Origin of the sequence: Sorangium sp. So ce185 (assembly GCF_051526825.1) — a bacterium.
Taxonomy (GTDB): Bacteria; Myxococcota_A; Polyangia; order Polyangiales; family Polyangiaceae; genus Sorangium; species Sorangium cellulosum_D.
This window is the reverse complement of the sequence record NZ_CP150316.1, coordinates 8497573-8520211: the sequence shown is the minus strand read 5'-3', so window position 1 is coordinate 8520211 and position 22639 is coordinate 8497573. Positions and strand designations below refer to the sequence as shown.

Below are 22639 nucleotides of genomic sequence, written 5' to 3'. Positions count from 1 at the left end.
GGCCTACACCGCGGGAAGCCGCGCCAGCGACCTCGGCGGCCGCTCGTTCCCCTCGGCCCTTCGGCTCCGCCACGAGCTCACCGCGTACATGCTAACGCGCCCCTGCAGGGGTTGACGCGGGGCGGTCAGTCCCGCGACTCGGCCCTTCGGCTCCGCCATGAGCTTACCGAGTACATGCTAACGCGCCCCTGCAGGGGGTTGACGCGGAGCGGTCAGCCCCGGGAACGTTCGACCGAGGCGGGGGCACGTTCCGGAGAGCCGAGGTAGTCACGCGCAGACATTGACGGTGCGGGTAGCGCAGCGACGATCGGGGACGGCAAGGCGACGGGCGAGGGGGCGGGGAGCGCAGCGACGGCCGGCGCAGGGCGCAGCGCTGGCAACTCCTGCGCACCATGCGTCGCCGATATTTGCGATGGGTCGCGCCAAGTGATCCTGATCTGCTTGTCCTTCGTCGCCTCGACTTTCGAGGAGAACGCGCGGATCAGCGCTCGCTGGATGTCTACATGCAAGATGCTCCACTCGTCGGCTATCTGCTGGACATAGGCATGCGCGTGCTTCCGAGTCTCGACGGTGTCGTTGCCCGCCGTGTCTTTGAACTCGGCTTCCTTCGCCTCGATTGCTGCAAGCGCGTCATCGAGACGATTCAGTTCTACCTTCACGTCCTCGACCGTGAAGAGCCCCTTCGCGACAAATTCCACGACGCGCTGTCGCGCGATCTTGATCTCCCGCCGCTGGGCGGCGAAATCTGGCTTCTCGATCTGGCGCGGCGGCCTGGTGAGCGAGGTGAGTAGCGAGCGAGCAAACGCCAGGAATTGCTCTCCCACAGCGGCGTCCGTTTCTGGCTGGCGAAGCCATGCGGAGGACTTGCACCGCACGCCCTTCTCTTTCTGCTCAACATGGCCGCGGCAGACGTAGTAGCCGACCTTGTGCCGGCTGCTGCGGGGTACCGGAATTGCGGCGACGCTGCCGCCGCATTCCGCGCAGCGGCAGATGCCTCGCAGCAAGTGGTTGGCGGTCGCAGACTCGGCTTGTGGCTTTCTCCCGCGGCGCCGGTCTCTCAGTGCAAGCTGGACGTTGTTGAAGGTCTCGTCGTCGACGATCGCCTCGTGCGCGGGGATCCATTCAGCCGGAAGCTGCACCGCGCCGCGTGTGGCCTGCGGCCGCACGGCGGTCTTCGCAATGCGGCCCGTATAGACGCGGTTGCGCAGCGCTACCAGCACCCAGGCGCGCCCGAAGGCTTTTATGTTGCCATACTCCTGGCGAAGCCGCCTCGCGATCTCGAGCACGCTGCAGCCTTCGAGCGAGAGCGCAAACATGCGGCGCACCACCGCGGCGTGCTCCGGAACCACGCGGAGCGGCAGCGGCGTCTTCGTTCCTTTGGGCTTCGGCTGGCGTTCATAGCCGAAGGGCGGCTGCCCCTCGACGAAGTACCCCTGGACACGCAGGTGCTTGCGCCCGCCTTCGGTCCGCTCCTTGATCCGACGCCGCTCCTGTTCCGCGCCGACCGCCCAGTTGGCCAGCGTGTCCTCTGCCATCGGCGAGCGCGAATCGAAGCCCTTGTCAATGGCGACGAACACGGCGCCCTTGCGCATGATCTGCCGCACGTTCTTCACGATGAAGACCACGTCGCGGCCGAAGCGGTCGATGTCCGTCACGATCACCATGTCGCCGCGGCGGACGTCGGCCAGGAGAGCGGCGACCTTCTTCCTGTTCGCTTCGTTCTCCTCGCCGCCGCTCTCGACTTCCGGAAACAAGATCGGCTCCGGCAGCGCGTGGAGCCGGCAGTAGTTGCCGATCTTCTCGGCCTGGGCCTCCAGGGAGACGCCGGCGATCTCCTGCTCCCTCGTCGAGACGCGCGGGTAGCCGAGCGTTCGACGGATCGCGGTGTTGGGGGTTGCGTCTTTCATTTGTTTCACCTGCGCTAAAGGATGATCCTACTCCGGCCGGCCAGGCTGAGCAAATCGCCCTTTTCGGCCGGAATTTCTGCCTCTCCTGCGTCTACTAAAAGCTCCGCAGCTCTGGGAGGGCGGAGTTCGGGCCCTCGTGGGCGGCGCCCCGGTGGCGCGGCGGCTCGCCGAGCTCTCCCGCCGGGAGCTCATCCGGCGGCGAGACGAGGCGCGCATCGCGGGCGAGGTCGAGTACGAGTTCCGGCACGCCCTCGTGCGGGAGGCCGCCTACGGCATGCTCACGGAGCGCGACCGGCGCGTCGGGCACGGCCTCGCGGGCGACTGGCTGGACCGGGCCGGTGGCGGGGACGCGATGGCGCAGGCCGAGCACTTCGAGATCGGCGGCGCGCCGGCGCGGGCGGCGGAGGCGTACCTGCGCGCGGCTGAGGAGGCGCTCCGGGGCGGCGATCTCGTCGCGGCGATCGCGCGGGCCGACCGCGGCATCGGCTGCGGGGCGGCCGGGGACACCGCCGGCAGGCTCCGCCGGGTCCAGGCAGAAGCCCATGTGTGGCGCGGCGATCTCTTCCTGGCCGTGGAGCGAGGCACGGAAGCGATCGAGCGGATCGAGCGCGGCTCGACCGTATGGTTCTCGGCCATCAAGCAGGTGGTCATCGCGACGTCCAAGCTGGGCCAGCTCGACGAGCTCGAGGGCTGGACGACCCTGGCGGCGAGCGCTGTCCCCGCGACCGATGCGCAGAGCGCGAAGCTCGTCTGCCTTGCCAACGGCGCGACCATGCTGACCGTGGTCGGCCGCTACGCGGAAGGGCGCGCGCTCATCGAGGCCGTCGAGCGCGCTTTCGTGGACACCCATGTACGAGACGTGGCGGCGACCGCGCAGCTCCATGAGGCGCGCTCTTGTTATGCCATCTGCACGGGCGATCTGGTCGCCGGCGCGGACGGGATGGACGCCGCGAGCCGTGCCTACGAGCAGGCCGGTGATCTCCGCAATGCGTACGGCGCACGCGGCAACCTGGGCGTCGCCTACACCGAGCTCGGCGACTTCGAGAGGGCGGAGTCGATGCTTCGCGAGGCTCACCAGGAGGCCGATCGGATGCATTTGCATGAGCTGAAGCTCTCCTCGGGGGCCAACCTCGCGCAGGTCCTCGCGTGTCGCGGTCAGCTGGCCGAGGGTCGGGCGTTCGCCGAGGCGGCTGCTTCGGCGAGCCGGCAAGCGGGCGCGGTCCGTACGGAGCTGTTTGCTCGCTGCTATCTCGCCAAGATCTGCGTCGCCCTCGGCGACCTCGAGGCCGCCGAGGACGAGGCGCGCGCCTCGGTGGCGCGCTCGCAGAGCGCTCCGACGCTCGGCGTCCAGGCGTACGCGGTCCTCGCGCGCGCGCTGCTGGGGCTCGGGCGCGTCGACGAGGCCGTCAGGACAGCCGCCGAGGCGAGCTCCATGCTGGAGTCGTTCGGCACCCTCGAAGAGGGCGAGTCGCTGGTCCGGCTGACGGTTGCCGAGGCGCTCGCCGCGAGCGGCAGGCAGCACGAGGCGAACGCCGCGATCGCCTCGGCCAGGGCCGCGCTGCTCGCGCGCGCCGACAAGCTCAGCGACCCGACCTGGCGGGAGCGCTTCCTCCGCGACGTTCCGGACAACGCCCGCACGCTGGAGCTCGCGCGGCAGTGGCTCGGCGGTTGAGCAGCACGTAGGGCCCATGGATCGACCTCTCCGTAGGCTCGCCCGCGCTGGTGACGTCGAGCTCCTGGCCTCGTCGTCCTCGGGTGGCTTCGTGCCTGCGCGGAGAACCTGAGGTATCGCCCTGGGAGAGCACCTGCGGGGGCTCCCTCGAAGTACATGAGAACGGCGATGCGTTCAGCGGACGTGATAGAGGATCGTTTCGAGATCGAGCAGCTCGCCGCCTCCGGCGGGATGGGGGACGTCTACCGCGCGCGCGACCGGGTGTCCGAGCAGGCGGTCGCGCTCAAGGTCTTGCAGGGCGCGAGCGTTAACGACCTGCGCCGGTTTGCGCGGGAGGCGGAGGCGCTCGTGACGCTGCGGCTGCCGGGCGTTGTGCAGTACGTCGCGCACGGGGTGACCGGCGCAGGGCAGCCGTACCTGGCCATGGAGTGGCTCGACGGCGTGACCCTGGAGGAGCGGCTCGCCGGGGCGCCGCTCACGCTCGCCGAGAGCGTGGCGCTGGCCGCGCGCGTGGCCACGACGCTCGGCGCCATCCACCGGCTCGGCGTCGTTCACCGCGACCTCAAGCCGAGCAACCTGATGCTCGTGGGCGGCGCGGTCGAGCGCGTCACGCTGCTCGACTTCGGCATCGCGCGCCACCTCCGGCTCGCGCCGATCCTCACGTCGCCCGGGGCCGTGCTCGGCACGCCCGGGTACATGGCGCCCGAGCAGGTGCGCGGCGACGCGCCGGTCGACGCCCGCGCCGACGTGTTCGCGCTCGGCTGCGTGCTGTTCCAGTGCCTCGCGGGGCGCCCGCCGTTCCTCGGCAACAGCGCGCTCGCGCTCCTGATACGGGTCGTCCTGGAAGAGCCGCCGCGGCTCGGGGAGCTCCGCGACGGTATCCCGGAGCCGCTCGAGCGCCTGGTGGCGCGGATGCTGGCGAAGAACGCGGGGGAGCGGCCGCGCGACGGCGCCGCCGCCGCCGCGGAGCTCGCGGCCGTGGCCGGCGAGGGGCTCTCGATGGGGGCGAGCGCGGCCGAGGCGCCGGCCGCGCCGGGCGAGGCGATCACGACGGCCGAGCGCAAGGTGATGTGCGTCATCCTCGCCGAGGACGGCGGCGCCGAGGCCGACGCCACGCTCTCGGAGGACGACGGCGCCGCGCAGGCCGAGGCGCTGCGGGACATCGCGGCGCGGCACGGCGGGCGCCTCGATCGGCTGCAAGCGCGCTGGGGGCTCGTCGCGCTGTCCGGCGCCGAGTCGCCCACGGATCTCGCCGCGCGGGCGGTCCACTGCGCGCTCGCGCTCCGGAAGGTGCTCGGCGCCGTGCCCATGTCCGTCGCGACCGGGTTGACCGAGGTCGAGGGCAAGCTGCCGGTCGGCGAGCTGATCGATCGGGTCGCGCAGCTCATCGCCGGGCGCGATGGCCCTCCGCCCGGGGAGATCCGGCTCGACGACGCGACCGCCAGCCTGCTCGCGAGCCGCTTCGAGACGGTGCGGGGGCCCGGCGGGTGCTGGCTTCGCGGCCCGAAGGAGGAGCCGGACACCATCCCGCGGCTCCTCGGCAAGCCGACGCCCTGCGTGGGGCGCGAGCGCGAGCTCTCGCAGCTCGCGACCGAGTGGCGCCATTGCGTGGACGAGCCCTCCGCGAACGCGGTGGTGGTGGTGGGCGCGCCTGGCCTCGGCAAGTCGCGCCTCGCCTGGGAGTTCCTCCGCACGCTCAGGGAGCAGCGCGACGGCGCCGCGATCTGGATCGGCAGGGCCGACCCGATGGCGGCCGGCTCGGCCTTCGGCCTCGTCGCCCAGGCGCTCCGCCGCGCCATGGGCATCCTCGACGGCGAGGCGCTGGAGGTGCGGCGGAGCAAGGTGCTCGACCGGGTGGGGCAGCTCGACACGCTCAGGGCGAGGGGCCTGCGCGTCGCGGCGTTCCTCGGCGAGCTGGTGGGGGCGCCGTTCCCCGACGAGGGGGACGTGCAGCTGCAGGCGGCGCGCCAGAACCCGGTGCTGATGGGCGACCGCATCCGCGAGGCGTTCGAGGATTTCGTGAAGGCCGAGTGCCAGCGGCAGCCGGTGCTGCTGGTGCTGGAGGACTTGCACTGGGGCGACCTGCCGACGGTGCGGCTGATCGACGCGGCGCTGCAGCACGCGAGGGACCTGCCGCTGCTGGTGCTGGCGCTGGCGCGCCCCGAGGTGGACGAGCTGTTCCCCGAGCTCTGGCGGCATCGGATCGGGCTGCAGCTGCGCCTCTCGCCGCTGCCGCGTCGCGCGAGCGAGCGGCTCGTGCGCGAGGTGCTCGGCGACGGCGTGAGCGAGGCGCAGGTGGACGAGCTGCTGGCGCGGGCCGAGGGCAACGCGTTCGTGCTGGAGGAGCAGATCCGGGCGGTGGCCGAGGGCCGTGGCGAGGGCATGCCGGAGACGGTGCTCGCGATGGTGCAGGCGCGGCTGGAGGCGCTGGATGTCGAGGAGCGGCGGGTGCTGCGCGCGGCGAGCGTGTTCGGCGAGACGTCGTGGAAAGGGGCGATGGCGGCGCTGGTGGGCGGGGCGCAGGTCGAGCAGCCGCTCGCGGAGCTCTCGCGGCGCGAGCTGCTGGTGCGGCGGCCCGAGGCGCGGATCGCGGGCGAGGTGGAGTACCAGTTCCGGCACGCGCTGGTGCGCGACGCGGCGTACGGCATGCTCACGGAGCGCGACCGCCGCGTCGGCCACGGCCTCGCGGGCGACTGGCTGGCCCGGGCCGGCGGCGCGGACGCGATGGTGCTGGCCGAGCACTTCGAGATCGGCGGGGCGCCGGCGCGGGCGGCGGAGGCGTACCTGCGCGCGGCCGAGGAGGCGCTGCGCGGCGCCGATCTCGACGCGGCGATCGCGCGGGTCGACCGCGGCATCGGCTGCGGCGCGGCCGGGGAGATCGCCGGCAGATTCCGCCAGATCCAGGCGGAGGCCCATGTGTGGCGAGGCGATCTCGCGCTCGCCGCGGAGCGGGGGAGCGAGGCGGCGGGCCTGGTGGAGCGCGGCTCGGCCGCGTGGTTCTCGGCCATCACCCAGGTCGTGCTGGCCTCGTCCAAGCTGGGCCGGCCTGATGAGGTCGAGCGCTGGACGGCGATCGCGGCGGATACCGCCGCTCGGGGCGACGACACGGCCGTCAAGCTCATCTGCCTTGCCGAGTGTGCGATCGCGCTGCTGCTCAACGGACGTTACGCGGCGGGCGGTGCGCTGGTCGAGGCTGTCGAGCGCGCGCTGGCGGGCGTCGAGGCAGGAGGCCTCGAGGTGGTCGCCACGCGGCTTCACTTGGCGCGGTCCTACCATGCGATCTGCACCGGCGATCTGGGCGCCGGCGTGGACCGCATGAGAGCCGCGATACTCGCGTTCGAGATGGCCGGGGATCGACGCAATGCCTGTGGTGAACGCGGAAACCTCGGATCCGTCTATGCAGAGCTCGGCGACTTCGAAGCGGCTGAATCGACATTGCGCGAAGTGCTGGAGGAGTCCGACCGGCTGCAGCTGCAGGAGCTGAAGATCTCGGCGGAGTCGAATCTCGCCCGTGTCCTGGCGTGCCGTGGTCGACTCGCCGACGGGCGGGCGCTCGCCGAGGCGGCGGTCGTGTCGAGCCAGGGAGCGGGCATGGTGCGCACCGAGCTCTTCGCTCGCTGCTACCTCGCGAACATCGTCCTCGGCCTGGGGGACCTCGAGGCGGCCGAGCGCGAGGCGCGCTCCGCCATCGCGCTCCTGGAGAGCGCCCCGACGCTCGGCGTGCAGGCCATCGCTGTGCTGGCGCGCGCGCTCCTTGGTCTCGGGCGTACGGACGAGGCGATGCGGGCTGCCGCCGAGGCGAGCGCGCTGCTCTCGGAGTTCGGCACCCTGGAAGAGGGCGAGCCGCTCGTCCGCCTGACGTACGCCGAGGCGCTCGCCGCGAGCGGCCGGCACGCCGAGGCGAGCGCCGCCATCGCGTCGGCCAGGGACGCGCTGCTCGCGCGCGCCGAGAAGCTCAGCGACCCGACCTGGCGGGAGCGGTTCCTCCGCGACGTTCCGGACAACGCCCGCACGCTCGAGCTCGCGCGGCAGTGGCTCGGCGGCTGAGCGGGCGCGTAAGGGCTCACGGGTCGACCCCTCCGTGCGCTCGCCGGCGCAGGCGGCTGCGCGCTTCCGGCGTCGTGTTCATGGGGCTCGGGGGCGCGTGCGCGAAGGGCCTTCGGCGCCGCCCGACGGAACACACGCGGGGGCTCACTCGAAGTACATAAGCACGGCGATGCGCCCTGCGGACGTGGTCGAGGATCGTTTCGAGATCGAGCGGCTCGCCGGCTCCGGCGGCATGGGCGACGTGTACCGCGCGCGCGACCGGCTGTCCGGGCAGGCGGTCGCGCTCAAGGTGCTGCAGAGCGCGAACGTGCGCGACCTGAGCCGGTTCTCGCGGGAGGCAGAGGCGCTCGCCGCGCTCCGGCTGCCGGGGGTCGTGCAGTACGTGGCGCACGGGATGACCGGCGCTGGACGTCCGTACCTGGCCATGGAGTGGCTCGACGGCGTGACGCTGGAGGAGCGGCTCGCCCAGGGGCCGCTCTCGATCGCCGAGAGCGCGACCCTGGCGGCGCAGGTAACGGCGACGCTCGGCGCGGTCCACCGGCTCGGCGTCGTTCACCGCGACCTGAAGCCGAGCAACCTGATGCTCGTGGGCGGCGCCGTCGAGCGCGCCACCCTGCTCGACTTCGGCATCGCGCGCGACCTCCGGCTCGCGCGGAGCCTGACGGCGCCCGGCGCGATCCTCGGCACGCCCGGGTACATGGCCCCCGAGCAGGCGCGCGGCGAGCCGACGATCGACGCCCGCGCCGACGTGTTCGCGCTCGGCTGCCTGCTGTTCGAGTGCCTCGCGGGGCGCCCGCCTTTCGTGGGCGACAACGCCCTCTCGCTGATCATGAAGGTCGTCCTGGAAGATCCGCCGCGGCTCGGCGAGCTCCGCGACGGCATCCCGGAGCCGCTCGAGCGGCTCGTGGCCCGGATGCTGTCGAAGCCGGCGGAACACCGGCCGCGCGACGGCGCCGCCGTCGCCGAGGAGCTCGCCGCCCTGGCGCAGGCAGGGCTCCCCGGCGGAGCGCGCGAGACCGTTGCGCCGCCCGCGCCGCGCGTGGAGATCACCACCGCGGAGCGCCGGGTTATCTGCGTCATCCTGGCCGAAGGCGGCGGCGCGGAGGCGGACGCGACGCTCTCCGAGGCCGAGGGCGCCGCGCGAACCGAGGCGCTGCGCCAGGTCGCGGCGCGCCACGGCGGGCGCCTCGAGCTCCTGCAGTCGCGGTGGCTGCTCGTCGCGCTGTCCGGCGCCGAGGCCCCGACGGATCTCGCCGCGCGCGCGGCCCATTGCGCGCTCGCCCTGCGCGCAGAGCTCGGGGGCGTTCCGGTGTCCGTCGCCACAGGGATGGCCGAGGTCGCCGGTCGCCTGCCGGTCGGCGCGCTGATCGACCGCGTCGTGCAGCTCTTTCCGCAGCGCTCTCGAGTGCCGGAGCCGGGCATCCGGCTCGACAGCGCGACGGCGGGCCTGCTCGCCAGGTCCTTCGACATGGCGCAGGTGGACGAAGGCGCGTGGCTCCGTGGCCCGAAGGAGGAGCCGGACACCGTCCCGCGGCTCCTCGGCAAGCCGACGCCGTGCGTGGGGCGAGAGCGCGAGCTCGCGCTGCTCGAGGCCGAGTGGCGCCACGCCGTGGATGAGCCCTCCGCGAGCGCCGTCGTCGTCGTGGGCGCTCCGGGCATCGGCAAGTCGCGCCTCGCCTGGGAGTTCCTCCGCGGCCGCGAGGAGCAGCGCGAGGGCGCCGAGGTCTGGGTCGGCAGGGCCGATCCGATGGCCGCCGGCTCCGCGTTCGGCCTGCTGGCCCAGGCGCTCCGCCGCGCCATGGGCATCCTCGACGACGAGCCGATCGAGGTGCGGCGGCACAAGGTGCTTGCCCGGGTCGAGCGGCTCGGCGCGCTCGGGGCCAAGGCCCCGCACGTCGCGGCGTTCCTCGGCGAGCTCGTGGGGGCGAAGTTCTCCGACGCGGGCGATGTGCAGCTGCATACGGCCCGTCAGAGCCCGATGCTGATGAGCGATCGCCTCCGCGAGGCGTTCGAGGACTTCGTCTGGGCCGAATGCCAGCGCAGGCCGGTGCTCCTCGTGCTGGAGGATCTGCATTGGGGCGACCTGCCCACGGTGACCCTCGTCGACGCCGCGCTCCGGCGCGCCGGGCGCCTGCCGTTCTTCGTGCTGGCGCTCGCCCGTCCCGAGGTTCACGAGCTCTTCCCCACGCTCTGGAGCGAGCGTCACGGGCTCCGGCTCCGCCTCGCGCCGCTGCCGCGGCGCGCGGGCGAGCGACTCGTCCGGGAGGTGCTCGGCGACGCCGTCGACGCCGACCAGGTCGACAAGCTCCTCGCACGCGCCGAGGGCAATGCGTTCGTGCTGGAGGAGCAGATCCGCGCCGTCGCCGAGGGCCGGAGCGCGGGCCTGCCCGAGACGGCGCTGGCGCTGGTGCAGGCGCGGCTGGAGGCGCTGGACGTCGAGGAGCGGCGCGTGCTGCGGGCGGCGAGCGTCTTCGGCGAGACGTTCTGGGAGGGCGGGGCCCGGGCCCTGGTGGGCGGAGCGCCTGTGGTGTGGCACCTCGCCGAGCTCTCCCGCCGCGAGCTCATCCGGCGGCGGCCCCAGGCGCGCATCGCGGGCGAGGTGGAGTACGAGTTCCGGCACGCGCTGGTGCGGGAGGCCGCGTACGAGATGCTCACCGAGCGCGATCGCCGCGTCGGGCACGGCCTCGCGGGCGACTGGCTGGACCGGGCCGGAGGCGCCGACGCCATGGCGCTGGCCGAGCACTTCGAGATCGGCGGCGCGCCGGCGCGGGCGGCGGACGCGTACCTGCGCGCGGCGGACGAGGCGCTCCGGGGCGGCGACCTCGCCGCGGTGATCGAGCGGGCCGACCGCGGCATCGGCTGTGGGGCGGCGCCAGAGGTCGCCGGCAGGCTCCGCCGGGCCCAGGCCGAGGCGCACCTCTGGCGCGCTGATGTCTCCAAGGCCCTGGAGAGGGGCCTCGAAGCGGCCGAGCGGATCGAGCGCGGCTCGACGGAGTGGTTCTCTGCCGTCACGCAGGTGGTCTTCGCGTCGTACAAACTGGGCCGGTTCGATGACGCCGAGCGCTGGATGAGCGTGGTCGCGAGCACGGCCGCCATGGCCGGCGCGGAGAGCGTCAAGCTCATCTGCCTTGCGGATGGCGCGGCGGTGCTGTCGATGGTGGGTCGCTACGCAGAAGGGCGCGCGCTGCTCGACATCGTCGAGCGCGCCTATGCGAGCGCCGGCGCGCTCGACGTCGAGGCGGCCGCGCACCTTCACGAGGCGCGCGCTGCTCACGCCGTCTGCACGGGCGATCTCGTCGCCAGCGCGGACGGCATGGAAGCCGCGAGCCGTGCCTACGAGCAAGCCGGCGATCGCCGCAACGCATGCAGCACACGCGTCAACGCGGGCAGCATCTATGCTGAGCTCGGCGATCTCACGAGGGCGGAGTCGATGCTGCGCGCGGCGCTGGCGGAGGCTGACCGGATGCACCTGCAGGAGCTGAAGCTCTTCGCGGAGGCGTGCCTCGCGCAGGCCCTCGCGTCGCGCGGTCAGCTGGCCGAGGCGCGGTCGCTGGCCGAGTCCGCCGCGGCGTCGTGCCGGCAAGCGGGGCTGGTGCGCATGGAGCTCTCTGCGCGGTGCTACCTTGCGAAGATCTCCCTCGCCGCCGGCGAGTTCGAGGCGGCCGAGGGCGAGGCGCGCGCAGCGGCGGCGAGCTCGCAGAGCGCCCCGACGCTCGGCGTCCAAGCGTACGCGGTCCTCGCGCGCGCGCTGCTGGGGCTCGGGCGCGTCGACGAGGCTGTCACGACGGCCGCCGAGGCGAACTCCGTGCTGGAGTCGTTCGGCACCCTCGAAGAGGGCGAGTCGCTGGTCCGGCTGACCTACGCCGAGGCGCTCGACGCGAGCGGCAGGCGCGCCGAGGCGATGGCCGCGATCGCGTCGGCCAGGGCCGCGCTGCTCGCGCGCGCCGACAAGCTCAGCGACCCGACGTGGCGCGAGCGCTTCCTCCGCGACGTTCCGGACAACGCGCGCACGCTCGAGCTCGCGCGGCAGTGGGGTGGCAGCTGAGCGGTGCGCAGGGGCCAGCGCATCGACATCTCCGTACGCTCACTGGCGCTGGTGATGTCGAGCTCCTGCCATCGTCGTTGTGGGGATGCGGAATGCTGGGGACAGCGTGCCTGCGCTGGTGCGTAAGCTGCCGAATCGCCGTTATCGGCGGGTGAGGCCGAGGCCCGGCAGAAAGCGCCCCACCCTCGCACAGTAGGCGGCGTAGGCCTCGCCGTGGGTGCGGAGCAGGTAGGGCTCCTCGACCACGCGGACCTGCAGCTCGATCGCGGTGACCAGCGCCGCGAACGAGGCGAGCGCAGCGGCGTTCGGGAGGATGAGCGCCATCCCGAGCGCAGCCAGCATCATGAAGCTGAAGATGGGGTTCCGCACCACGGCGAACGGCCCTCGGGTCACGAGGCTCGTGCGCTCCGCCTCGCTCACGCCGATGCGCCACGACGCCCCCATCGCCCCCTGGGACCACAGCGTGCCGAGGATCCCCGCGAGGATCGCGACCGCCCCGAGCCCGACGACGAGGCTGCCAGGCTCGGCGAGCGGCCCGATCCAGCCGGCGAGCTCCGCGATCGGGGCGGCCAGGCCGAGGAGCATCGCGACCGCGAAGAGCACGCCGCCGATCCAGGGCAGCGAGCCTGGCGGCCCCGAGATGCCGCGGAACCCCGTCGATCCAGTCGCGCGGCGCTGCCGGAGCGACCGCCATCCGAACGCGAGCGCCATGTAGATGCCGTACAGAACAAGGGCGAACCAGGGACGATTCATCTCAAACTCCCATCTTGCCGTTCAACCGGGTTGGCGGCGACGACGCCCTCGACGATGTTCCAGCCGACCGTCAGGTCCTCGAACCGAAGCGCTCGCTCCACGTGCCCCGGGTGTCCTCGCTCCTCCTCTGCATCCGAGGAACAGCTCGTGCAGCGATCGCAGCTCGCCTCGTTGATCATCTCCATCGCGGGCCTCCACCTCGCAAGGATCGACGGGCCGACCCCTCCAACCTTACGCCGATGCCGCGAGCCGACGCCGAAGCGGCTCGCGGAGGCCCGCCTCGCCCGCCTCGCAGCGCCGCAAAATTTTCTGGGAGGGTTGAGAGAAGAGCCCGCCGTGAGCAGAATCGGAGGTGTCCATGGACCCCGACAAGCTGACCGGAGCGGCCCTGGCCGTGCGCGAAGCCCTGGCCGCTCAGCGCGGCGCGCTGCTGGAGAGCGTGCGACGCAGGGCCAGGGCAGGCGTCGACGCCGAGGAGGTGCTCCAGCGCGCCCTCGAGCGGGCGCTCGTCCGGAGCGACCAGGTGCGCGACCCGGCACGAGCCGCGGCGTGGGTGGGGCGGGTCGTGCGCAATGTCCTCCTCGACGAGCTGCGCAAGAAGCACGACGTGGCGCTCCCGGTCGATGAGCTCGAGCTTTCCTCCGTCGAGGAGGATGGCGTCGACTGCGGGTGCGTGCTCGTCCAGGCCGATCGATTGAAGCCCGAGTACGCGCTCATCTTGAAGCGCGTCATCGTCGACGGTGTCGCGGTCACGGAGGTCGCGGCCGAGCTCGGTGTCACGCCGGGCAACGCGATGGTGCGGCTGCACCGCGCCCGTAAGGCGTTGAGGGATCGCCTGGAGGAACACTGCGGGACGACGACGGCGCGGTCCTGCTCGGAGTGCGGCTGCGACGAGCGAGGCTGCTGCCCGCAGGCTCCGTAGCTGGCAGAACGGACAGACGAGCATCGCCCGCGCGAGCGGGGGTCGCTGCTGGATGGCTGAGATCAGGCCCTGATCACGACGACCTCGCGGCCGGCGGGGGTCGACGCGTGCTCGCGGCGCGTGCGCTCGGCGATGGGGGGCTGTCCGGAGCGCTGATCGAAGAGGATGAGCCAGCCGCGCTGGAGCCCCAGCCCGGCGAGGTACTCGTCGAGCTGGGCGAGCCCCTCGGCGAGGGGATCGGGGCGGCCATCGCGCCAGACCTTGAGCTCGATCGCGAGCGTCTCGCCGGCGTAACGGACGCAGAGGTCCATCCGGCCCCGACCGATGGCGTACTCGCGCTCGATCGTGCCGCCGCCGTTCACGACGCGGTGGAGGAAGGCCATGACGACGAGGTGCGGCGCGATCTCGTGATAAGGCGCGGCGCCGAGGAGCGGCTCGCCGTGCTGGCGCCAGAAGGAGAGAAAGGCGTCGAGGAGGCGATCGGCGTCGAGGCGGCCATCGGGGGTGAGCCAGGTCGCCGGGATACGAGGCAGCGAGTCGCGCACGCCGCTCGTGAGCTGGCGTACGATGATCTCGCGGTAGATGGGATTGGCGATGACGAGGCCGCCCTCCGCTGCGCGGCGCACGAGGCCCAGATCGACGGCGAATCGCCGGTCGTCTTCGGGCACGTCGCCGAGGGTACCGCCGGCGAGCATGGGCTCGATCACGGCGCGGATGCGCGGCTCGCGCAGCCGCTCGACCAGGCTGTCGAGGTGCGTGTCCTGCCGCTCGATCAGGATCTCCTTGGCGCGATCGACGTCCGCGGCGGTGATGGGCTGCGCGCGATCCTTGACCAGGACATCGACGAGCTGGCGGGCGAGCGCGTTGACGAGCCATGGCTGGCCCTGGGTGAGCTCGAAGGCGCGATCCACGGCGCTCGACTGGAAGCCCTGGCCCGTCTCGGCCGTGTGCTGGGCAACCAGGGCGGCGACCTCGTCGCGGGTGAAGTTGCGCAGCGTGAGCGACTCGACCTTAATGTTGAACGGGCTCGAGGTGCCGAGTCGGTCGCCGCCGCCGGAGTCGACCTTGTAGTCGCGCACGTCGCGAAGGCCGATGAGCGCGAGCGCGTGCGGGAAGCCGTGCGGGCGGCCTGGATAGCCGCTCCGGAGCTGGCGCAGGACGGAGATGAGCGTGACATCCCGCAGGGCGTCGATCTCGTCGAGGAAGACGACGAGCGGCCGCGGCGCGGCCTGTGCCCAGGCGCGCAGGGCGGCCCCGATGCGCTGCCCGGGGGGCGCGTCCGGGAACGGCGGCGGCTGGAGCTCGGCCGGTAGCTGCGAGCCGGCAAGGCCGCGCCACTCGCTCAGCATCGCGAGCTCCGCAGCACCGGGGTCGTCCGGAAATGGGGCGCCGACCTCTGCCGATACGAGGAGCGCCACGTAGCGCCCTTCGCGCGTGAGCGCCTGGGCGAGCGTCAGCAGCGAGGTCGTCTTCCCGATCTGCCGCGGCGCGTGCAGAACGAAATAGGCTTTGCGGTCGATGAGGTCGCGTACGCCAGGCAGCCGCTCTTCGGGCGGAAGCATGTAGTGATCGGCCGGATTGCAGGGGCCTGCCGTGTTGAACCAGCGGGGCATCGCAGCGCGAGTCTAGAGAGCGGAGCGCGAAGTGGCCAGCGTGCCCTGGTGGTGGCGTTCGCCCGTCGTTCGCGACCCTGGACACCCGGGTACCAGAACGCGTTGCGGTCATCGACGTCTCCGAACGCCCGGCACCAGAACGCGATGTGGTCACCGACGTCCCCGGACGCCCGGGCACCAGAACGCGATGTGGTCACCGGCGTCCCCGGACGCCCGGGCACCAGAACGCGTTGTGGTCAACGACGTCCCCGGACGCCCGGACACCAGAACGCGTTGTGGTCGCCGGCGTCCCCGGACACCCGGACACCAGAACGCGTTGTGGTCGCCGGCGGCCCCGGATGCCCGCCACCAGAACGCGTTGTGGTCGCCGGCGGCCCCGGTCGCCCGGCACCAGAACGCGTTGTGGTCGACCCAGGAGCCAGGTCCCCGAAATCGCCCAACTTTTTACGCTGACGTAAGCTGAGTCACGAATCTGCCGGCCGCGCCACCCCCGCGCCGCGCGCGGGGCCCGCCCTGCGAGCCCCGCTCTCGCGCCGCCCTCACTTCGTGGCGAGCTTCGTCAGGTCGAGCATTTCGTCCACGTCCGGCACCACCACCAGGTCGCACCGGCGGTTCTTCTGCTTGCCGGCCGGCGTGGTGTTGTCCGCCACGGGGTCCGTGTCCGCGAACCCGGCCGCGCTCCAGTGGCGCGTCGGCAGACGGCCGTCCTTGCCGATGAGGAACAGCAGCACGGACCGCGCCCGCATCAGCGAAAGCCCCCAGTTGTCGAAGAACGGGCCGTTCTTGTACGGCTGGCTGTCCGTGTGCCCCGCGACCTGGTAGTCGCGATCGACAAGCGACTTGTCGCCCCGGATGACGTCCGCGATCTTCTTCAGGATCTCCTGGCCGTCCTTGCTCAGGCTGTCCTTCCCGGAGTCGAACAGCACGTCCCCGGGCAGCGAGATGACCATCCGGTTCCTGCGGACCCGCACCTCCAGGCCGAGCTTGGTCAGCTCCTCGAGCTTCTTCCGGAGCAGGTCGAACCGCGCCTGGATCGCCTCCAGCTGCTTCGCGCGCGCCTTGTACTCCGCCAGCGCCTTCTCGCGGTCCTCCAGCGTCGAGCTCATCTTCGAGATGTCGGCGCCCTGGTCCGCGAGCTTCTTCTCGAGCTCCTCGACGCGCTGCTTCGCGTCGGCGAGCTCCTTCTCGAGCTCCGCCTCCCTCTTCTGGCTCCGCTTCTGGAGGTCGTTGTACTTGCCGAGCTGCGCCTTCCACTCCTGCTCGGAGTGGCCGCAGCCCGCGGCGAACAGCGACGACAGCACGAGGGGTAGTGCAATGAGTGTCCGGTTCATGAGCGCTTTCTCCATGGCTCCGTCCCGCGGAGCGGGATGCTGCGGGCGGGAGCCTCGCTCAGCTCGGCCGAGAGATCCAGAGGAGAGGACGGCGAGATCCGCCCGTCCACGCGGCCCTCCGCCGCAGGACAGGCCGGATCAGGGCTTCGGCGGCGGAGGCGCGAGCGGCAGCGGAGCCGCCGGCGGCGCTGCCCGCGGCGGCGCTGCCGGCGCGACGGGCGGCGCTGCCTGCGCGGCGGGCGGCGCTGCCTGCGCGGCGGGCGGCGCTGACGGCGCCGCCGGCGACGGCGCCGCCGCCCCCGGCTCCCCGGACGCCTGCTGCGGCTTCTTCACCGAGTGCACGATGACGAACTCGACGCGCCGGTTCTTCTGGCGGCCCTTGGCGGTCTTGTTGTCGTCGATCGGCTTGTCCGGGCCGTAGCCCCGCGCCACGAGCCGCGCCCGGTCGACGCCCTTGCTCGCGAGGTAAGCGACCACCGCCTCGGCGCGCCGCTGCGACAGCGCGCGGTTCATGTCCGCCGGCCCGGCGTCGTCCGTGTGGCCAGCGACCTCCACCTTGAAAATTTCCGGGTGGATGCTCAGCGCCGACGCCACGGCGTCGAGCACCGCGAAGCTCTGCGCGCCCTGGATCTTGTCGTTGTTGAGCGCGAACTCGACCCGCTGGAGGATCTTGATGTCCTCGTCGCCGACCTGCACCAGGCTCGCGCCGCGGTCCGGGCAGCCGTCCAGGTCCTCGACGCCGTTCAGGTTCTCCGGCTGCTTCGGGCACCGGTCCTTGTCGTCCGGGATCCCGTCCCCGTCGCTGTCGGGGAGCTCGTCGGGGCAGCCGTCCTCGTCCTTGAAGCCGTTCTTCACCTCGGGCTGGTCGATGCACTCGTCCTGCTGGTCGAGCACGCCGTCGCGGTCGTTGTCCGGGTCGGGGCAGCCGTCCTCGTCCTCGAACCCGTCGGTGTCCTCGGGCGCGTCGACGCACTTGTCGATCGGGTCCGGCACGCCATCCTCGTCCTTGTCGGGGCAGCCGTAATGCGCGGGCAGGAGCACCCGGCCCGCCTGATCCGGGCACTTGTCCTGCGCGTCCGGGACCCGATCCTTGTCGCGATCCGCCACCTCGTCGGGGCAGCCGTCCTTGTCGTCGAGCCCGTTGATCACCTCCGCCTTCGCCGGGCAGCGGTCGCTCTCGTCCGGGATGCCGTCCCCGTCGCCGTCGTCCTCGGGGCAGCCGTCCTCGTCGGCGATCCCGTCGCGGTCCTCGGGCAGCGCGGGGCACTGGTCCGCCGCGTCGCCGACCCCGTCGGCGTCCCCGTCGCCGGGCTCGTGCACGAAGAGGATCCCCGCGATGCCGCGCGCCACGGGCACGCCGATGCCCTCGACAACGCCCGCGCCGCCGCCGACCGTGAACACGAGGCCGAGGTCGCGCGGGGCGATCTGGAGCGCGCCGTCGACCTCGAGCGAGTTCGTGCCGCCCTGCGCGCTGAACTGCGTCGCGCCGTACCCCTCGGCGAGCACGCGGAGCGACGGGGTGATCTGGTAGCCGAGCGCCCCGCCGTAGCGGAACTCGACCGGGCCGACCTCGGTCGAGGCGATCCGCGCCGCCTCGGGGAGCAGCTTGCCGCGCAGGTTGAGCCCGAACGACAGCGGCCCCGCGCTGCCGTCCACGATGAGGCGCAGCCCCGCGGTCACCGGCGACGAGCTGCCGAGGTAGCTCCCCTCGCTGGTCGCGTGCCCGAGCGGGAAGCTCACGTCGGCGGCGGCGCCGAGCACCAGCGGATCGCGCGGCCCGCCGAAGAACCGCACCTTGGCCTCGAGCGTCGGGTCGCCCGCGCCGAACGCCTTCAGCCCCTCCGCGGCCGCCGCGCCGGTGGCGGCGTCGACCCCCTGGCCGCTCACGTAGGCGACCGGGAAGCGCAGGCCGGCCTGGAGCCACGACGTCGGCGTGATCGAGGCCAGCAGGTTCCAGGTCAGCATGTCCGAGATGACCGGCAGCTCCCGGTGGTCCCGGGCGTCCGGGGAGGAGCAGTCGGTCGTCGAGACGCAGCTCTCGAGGACGAACGGCTCCCGGGCGTAGTCGAACATCAGGCCGGCCGTGATCCCGAGCGACGCCTCCATCCGGGCGCCCTCGACGCTCAGGTAGTTCCTCGAGCCCGGCGCCGGTTCGAACCGCTGCACCGAGAACTCCCCCTCGCGGACCGCCTCCTGCGCGCGCGCCGCGCCCGAGGCGAGCCCCACCCCAGCGCCCACGATCGACAGCAGACACAGCGCTCGCAGCGTTCTCATCTATCCCCTTTCAGGCATCTTCCCGGTCGGTGAGCCTCCGGCAGCGCACGGCCGTTCCAGGATGGACGTTCGCTGGGACGGAGGCGCTTCGCGCGGACGGTGAGGCGAGTACGGCAGCCGGCGCGCGCGGCGGCATCCAACGCAACGCGGTGGATGTTCCCGGATCATGCGCAGAATTCCAAGAGGGCTCAAAGAAGCCGCTGCATGCGGTCGGGGACGCCGGGACGGGCGCGGTCGGGGCGCGCGGTCGGGGGCGGCGGGACGGGCGCGGTCGGGGCGCGCGGTCGGGGGCGGCGGGACGGGCGCGGTCGGGGGCGGCGGGGCGGCGCCGGGCGCGCGCGCGGCGGGGCGCCGGCTCGGGGGCGCCCGGGGGCGTTCCGGGGGGCGGGTTCCAGGGGTCGGGGCCGAGCGGCGCCTTGACCACACAAGCCGGGCATGAGACATCGGCGCCCGGCCTCCGGGCCGCCGAGAGCTCGGAACATCAACCTCATCCTGCGCGCGGGGCCAAACGCGCGAACGAAACCAAGCAGATGCCCATCTCGTCGCGGTCTACGGGAACGTCGTGCAGCCCTGGCACCCCTCGCCGTCGCCTCCGGTCGGGCCTCGCGCTCGCGCTCGTGCTGGGCGCGTCCTCCGCGTCCGCCCAGCCGGCGCGCCGGCCGGCCCAGCCGCCGGCGGCGCAGCCGCCCGCCGGGCAGCCCGGCGCTCCTGCTCCGCAGCCCGGCGCCGCACCCGCCCAGCCCGGCGCGGCCACCGCGGCCCCCGCGCAGCCCGGCGCGGCGCAGCCCGGCGCGGCGCAGCCCGGGGCGGCCACCGCGCCGCCGGCGCAGCCCGGCGCGGCGCAGCCCGGGGCGACCCCGGCGCAGCCCGGCGCGGCGCCGGTCGGCGGCAGCGACGTGGAGGCGCTCGAGCCCCCGGCGCCGACGCGCGAGCCGCTCATGCCGCCGGCCGACGCGGCCGCGCCGGCCGCGCCCCAGCCGGCCAGGCCGGCCGCCTCGGAGGGGCCCGCGGCGGCCGCCGAGGGGACGGAGCGGAAGGCGACCCAGGGGGAGATCGGCGCCCGGCCCAGCGAGGTGTACGCCGAGGACTGGTGGTCCCACGCGCGGCCGACGTTCGAGTTCCACGGCTACTACCGGCTCCGGTGGGAGCTCTTCAACAGCTTCGCCCTCGGCCGCGTCGACAAGCGCAACGCGGCGCTCTGGCCGCAGCCGGCCGACAACTCCTACGACTCGAGCCACTTCGTCAACCTCTGCGACCCGAGCGAGACCACGAGCGGCGGCTCGCGCGAGTTCCACTGGTGCAAGAGCGACACCCAGGCCGGCGCGAACATGCGCTTCCGGCTCAACCCCGAGCTGCACATCAGCGACAACCTGCGGATCCTCTCGCAGGTCGATCTCCTCGACAACGTCGTGCTCGGCTCGACCCCGGAGGGCTACGCCAACCAGCCGAGCGGCCGCGGCGGCTACGAGGTCGCCCGCCGGGGCGGGTACTCGCCGCTCGGGGCCTTCTCCAGCACCCAGTGGGCGCCGAGCGCCGGCATCAACTCGACCAGGGACTCGATCTCCGTCAAGCGGATCTGGGGCGAGTACATGACCCCCGTGGGCCTCCTGCGCTTCGGCCGGATGCCGAACCACTGGGGCCTCGGCATGGTGGCGAACAGCGGCGACGGGCACGACTCCGACTACCAGTCGACCGTCGATCGGCTGATGTTCGTCACGGGGATCAAGAAATACGACATCTACTTCGCCGGCGCGTGGGACTGGGCCAACGAGGGCGCGACGAGCGCCTCCCTCCAGGAGCTCGAGGGCCAGCCCTACGACCTCGCCCAGTCCGATGACGTCGATCAGTACGTGTTCGTCGCCGTCCGCCGCAAGAACCCGGAGCTCCAGAAGCTCGAGCTCGCCCGCGGCAACGCGGTCATGAACGGCGGCGTCTACTTCGCCTACCGGAAGCAGACCCTGGCGAACGACAACACCGGCAGCTCCGGCGCCGAAGACAAGGGCGCCTCGCTCGGCCAGACCATCGACAACGTCGCGAGCGGGTACGTGCACCGGGGGGCGGAGATGGTCATCCCCGACGTGTGGTTCCAGCTCCTCTACAAGAAGTTCCGCTTCGAGCTCGAGGCGGCGATGATCTACGGGTCCCTCGACCTGCGCGGGCAGGACGAGAACGATTACGCGAACGCCCTCTCGCCGGAGGACACGGGCTGGGGCGTCCGGCAGTTCGGGATCGCGACCCAGGCCGAGCTCACCGAGATGGAAGGCCGCCTGCGGATCCATTTCGGCTTCGGCTACGCGACCGGCGACGACGACGTGCCCTCCCTGAAGCCCGTCGGCGAGGGGGGCATGGACCCCCAGAACTCGACCGATCGCACCTACTCGACCTTCCGTTTCCACCCGGATTACCGCGTCGACCAGATCCTGTTCAGGAACATCCTGTCTCGGGTCCAGGGGGCCTATTACTTCCGCCCCGGCGTGGACTGGGACTTTGCTCGTGACAAGAACGGCCAGCGCGCCGGCCTCGGCGCCGCGGCCATCTGGAGCCGCGCCTCGGAGTTCGTGCAGGCGCCCGGGAACGCCAGGGATCTCGGCATCGAGCTGAACGGGCAGCTGTACTTCCAGTCGAAGGACGGGACGCTCAACGACGATCCCGACAAGATGGGCGGCTTCTACACGGCGGTGCAGTACGGCGTGCTGTTCCCGCTCGGTGGGCTCGGCCAGCTCCAGGGGGAGAAGAACCTCCAGCCGATCGATCTCGAGACCGCACAGACGGTGCGCTGGTATCTCGGTATCCTCTTCTGAGCTGGTCAGCCGATTTCTGAGCTGGTCAGCCGATCCAGGCTCAACCGTGGCAGTGTGTCTGGAAATAAGCGCTCCGGGCGGTAGACCGGAGCGCTCCGGCGTGTGACGACGACGTCTGCCGGGCTCGTCACGCCTCCTGCATGAGCCATCGCGGGCCAAAGGGGCCTTGATCTCGCGACCGTCCTGGCCAAGGATAAGACCGTCTGGACGCCAGGCGCGTCGCGAGATTTCCGTGGTTCACCGAGGAGAGCGGGTGGCGAGGGCCGCCGATCTCCGGAGGGACGTGATGGTTCGTCGTCTCTTCATTGCGATGTTCTTGGCGACTTCGATGGTCTTCGGCGCGACGTCCCTGTCGAGCGCGCAGGACGCCGACACCTCCGCTTTCCGCGACATCGCCGTCGGCAAGGACTACCGGCTGAGGGTCGCGGCGGCGCTGGCGCTCGGCCGATCGAAGAGCCCGGGCGCGCGGCCCGCCCTCGAGAAGGCGCTCAAGGATCCGCACCCGGCGGTGCGCGCCTCGGCCGCGGCCGCGCTCGGCGCGCTCGGCAACCCCGCGGCGGTCCCGGCGCTCAAGGCGGCGCTCACCGTCGAGTCCACCCCCAGCCAGAAGCGCCCGATCCAGGCGGCCATCGAGCGGCTCTCCAAGTTGTCCGCGAAGGCGCGCTTCCTGGTCAGCCTGGGCAAGTTCGAGAACCGCTCGGGCGTGAAGGACGCGATGCTCGGGTCGCTCCTCAAGCAGCAGACGCGCAACCGGGTGATGCAGTTCGCCGACATCGAGATCGTGGCCGACGGCGCGGACGTGGCGGCGGAGGGCAAGAGCCGCAAGCTGCCGGCGTTCACGCTGGACGGCTCGGTCACGCACCTGAGCAAGCGCCACGGGGCCGACGGCATCGGGTATGCGGCCAAGGTCGAGTTCGTGATCCGCGAGATGCCGAGCCAGACGCTGAAGGGCTCGATGACCGGCTCGGCCCAGGCGGTCGCCGAGGCGCGGCGCGCCAGCGGCCGGCGGGAGCTCGCCCAGCTGCAGACCGACGCCGTCGCGGGGGCGATCGAGAGCGCGCTGCAGCGGGCGCCGCTCGCCCTCGAGGCCGCCTCGGGCAGCAGCGTCATCCCCGCCGGCCGCTGACCCGGCGCGCCGCGGGCGCTCGACCAGCGCGCGGCGGTCCTCGACCAGCGCGCCGCGGCGCTCGACCAGCGCGCCGCGGCGCTCGACCAGCGCTCCGCGGCGCTCGATCGGCCGGCGCCCGCGCCGGCGGGGGTCGACCCGGGCCTCC

Annotated in this window: 11 protein-coding genes and 1 pseudogene; 6 read left to right on the top strand and 6 right to left on the bottom strand. The window is 72.6% G+C overall.

The window, feature by feature from the left end; all coding sequences use genetic code 11:
• Positions 1-212: 212 nt before the first annotated feature.
• Complete coding sequence (locus WMF26_RS31175) at positions 213-1907, bottom strand: recombinase family protein (protein WP_437995656.1); 1695 nt, start codon at positions 1905-1907, stop codon at positions 213-215.
• A gap of 112 nt (positions 1908-2019) precedes the next feature.
• On the opposite strand from WMF26_RS31175, the pseudogene WMF26_RS31170 reads away from it, so the two are divergent.
• The 3 genes and pseudogenes from WMF26_RS31170 to WMF26_RS31160 form a co-directional block, all read left to right on the top strand.
• Positions 2020-3579 (top strand): annotated as a pseudogene (locus WMF26_RS31170) (serine/threonine-protein kinase PknK); the annotation flags it as partial.
• A gap of 168 nt (positions 3580-3747) precedes the next feature.
• Positions 3748-7626 (top strand): protein kinase domain-containing protein, encoded by a 3879-nt coding sequence (locus WMF26_RS31165; RefSeq protein ID WP_437995655.1) that lies wholly within the window; start codon positions 3748-3750, stop codon positions 7624-7626.
• Between the two features lie 169 nt (positions 7627-7795).
• On the top strand, positions 7796-11671 hold the full coding sequence (locus WMF26_RS31160; RefSeq protein WP_437995654.1) for a protein kinase domain-containing protein: 3876 nt from the start codon (positions 7796-7798) through the stop codon (positions 11669-11671).
• Positions 11672-11812: 141 nt separating this feature from the next.
• Here WMF26_RS31160 and WMF26_RS31155 read toward each other — a convergent pair whose 3' ends face one another.
• Entirely contained in the window at positions 11813-12424 is a 612-nt protein-coding gene (locus tag WMF26_RS31155; RefSeq protein WP_437995653.1) for a methyltransferase family protein, read from the bottom strand.
• On the bottom strand, positions 12421-12609 hold the full coding sequence (locus WMF26_RS31150; RefSeq protein WP_437995652.1) for a hypothetical protein: 189 nt from the start codon (positions 12607-12609) through the stop codon (positions 12421-12423). Before WMF26_RS31150 ends, WMF26_RS31155 begins: the two co-directional genes overlap by 4 nt.
• Before the next feature lie 173 nt (positions 12610-12782).
• Here WMF26_RS31150 and WMF26_RS31145 point away from each other — a divergent pair, with 173 nt between their 5' ends.
• Positions 12783-13346: an RNA polymerase sigma factor gene (locus tag WMF26_RS31145; RefSeq protein WP_437995651.1), complete on the top strand. Its 564-nt coding sequence runs from the start codon at positions 12783-12785 to the stop codon at positions 13344-13346.
• 62 nt (positions 13347-13408) lie between these two features.
• Here WMF26_RS31145 and WMF26_RS31140 read toward each other — a convergent pair whose 3' ends face one another.
• From WMF26_RS31140 to WMF26_RS31130, 3 genes are all read right to left on the bottom strand, one after another.
• Positions 13409-14959, bottom strand: a complete 1551-nt coding sequence (locus WMF26_RS31140; RefSeq protein ID WP_437995650.1) for an ATP-binding protein — start codon at positions 14957-14959, stop codon at positions 13409-13411.
• 539 nt (positions 14960-15498) lie between these two features.
• Positions 15499-16290, bottom strand: a complete 792-nt coding sequence (locus WMF26_RS31135) for an OmpA family protein (protein WP_061626026.1) — start codon at positions 16288-16290, stop codon at positions 15499-15501.
• A gap of 138 nt (positions 16291-16428) precedes the next feature.
• The gene (locus tag WMF26_RS31130; protein ID WP_437995649.1) at positions 16429-18564 is read right to left on the bottom strand and encodes an OmpA family protein; all 2136 of its coding nucleotides are present in this window, start codon (positions 18562-18564) and stop codon (positions 16429-16431) included.
• Positions 18565-19094: 530 nt separating this feature from the next.
• Between WMF26_RS31130 and WMF26_RS31125 the strand changes: the two genes are divergently transcribed.
• Together WMF26_RS31125 and WMF26_RS31120 are read left to right on the top strand one after the other, a co-directional pair.
• Complete coding sequence (locus tag WMF26_RS31125; protein ID WP_437995648.1) at positions 19095-21365, top strand: TIGR04551 family protein; 2271 nt, start codon at positions 19095-19097, stop codon at positions 21363-21365.
• Positions 21366-21675: 310 nt separating this feature from the next.
• Positions 21676-22491, top strand: coding sequence for a HEAT repeat domain-containing protein (locus WMF26_RS31120; RefSeq protein ID WP_437995647.1), 816 nt, complete (start codon positions 21676-21678; stop codon positions 22489-22491).
• Positions 22492-22639 lie beyond the last annotated feature (148 nt).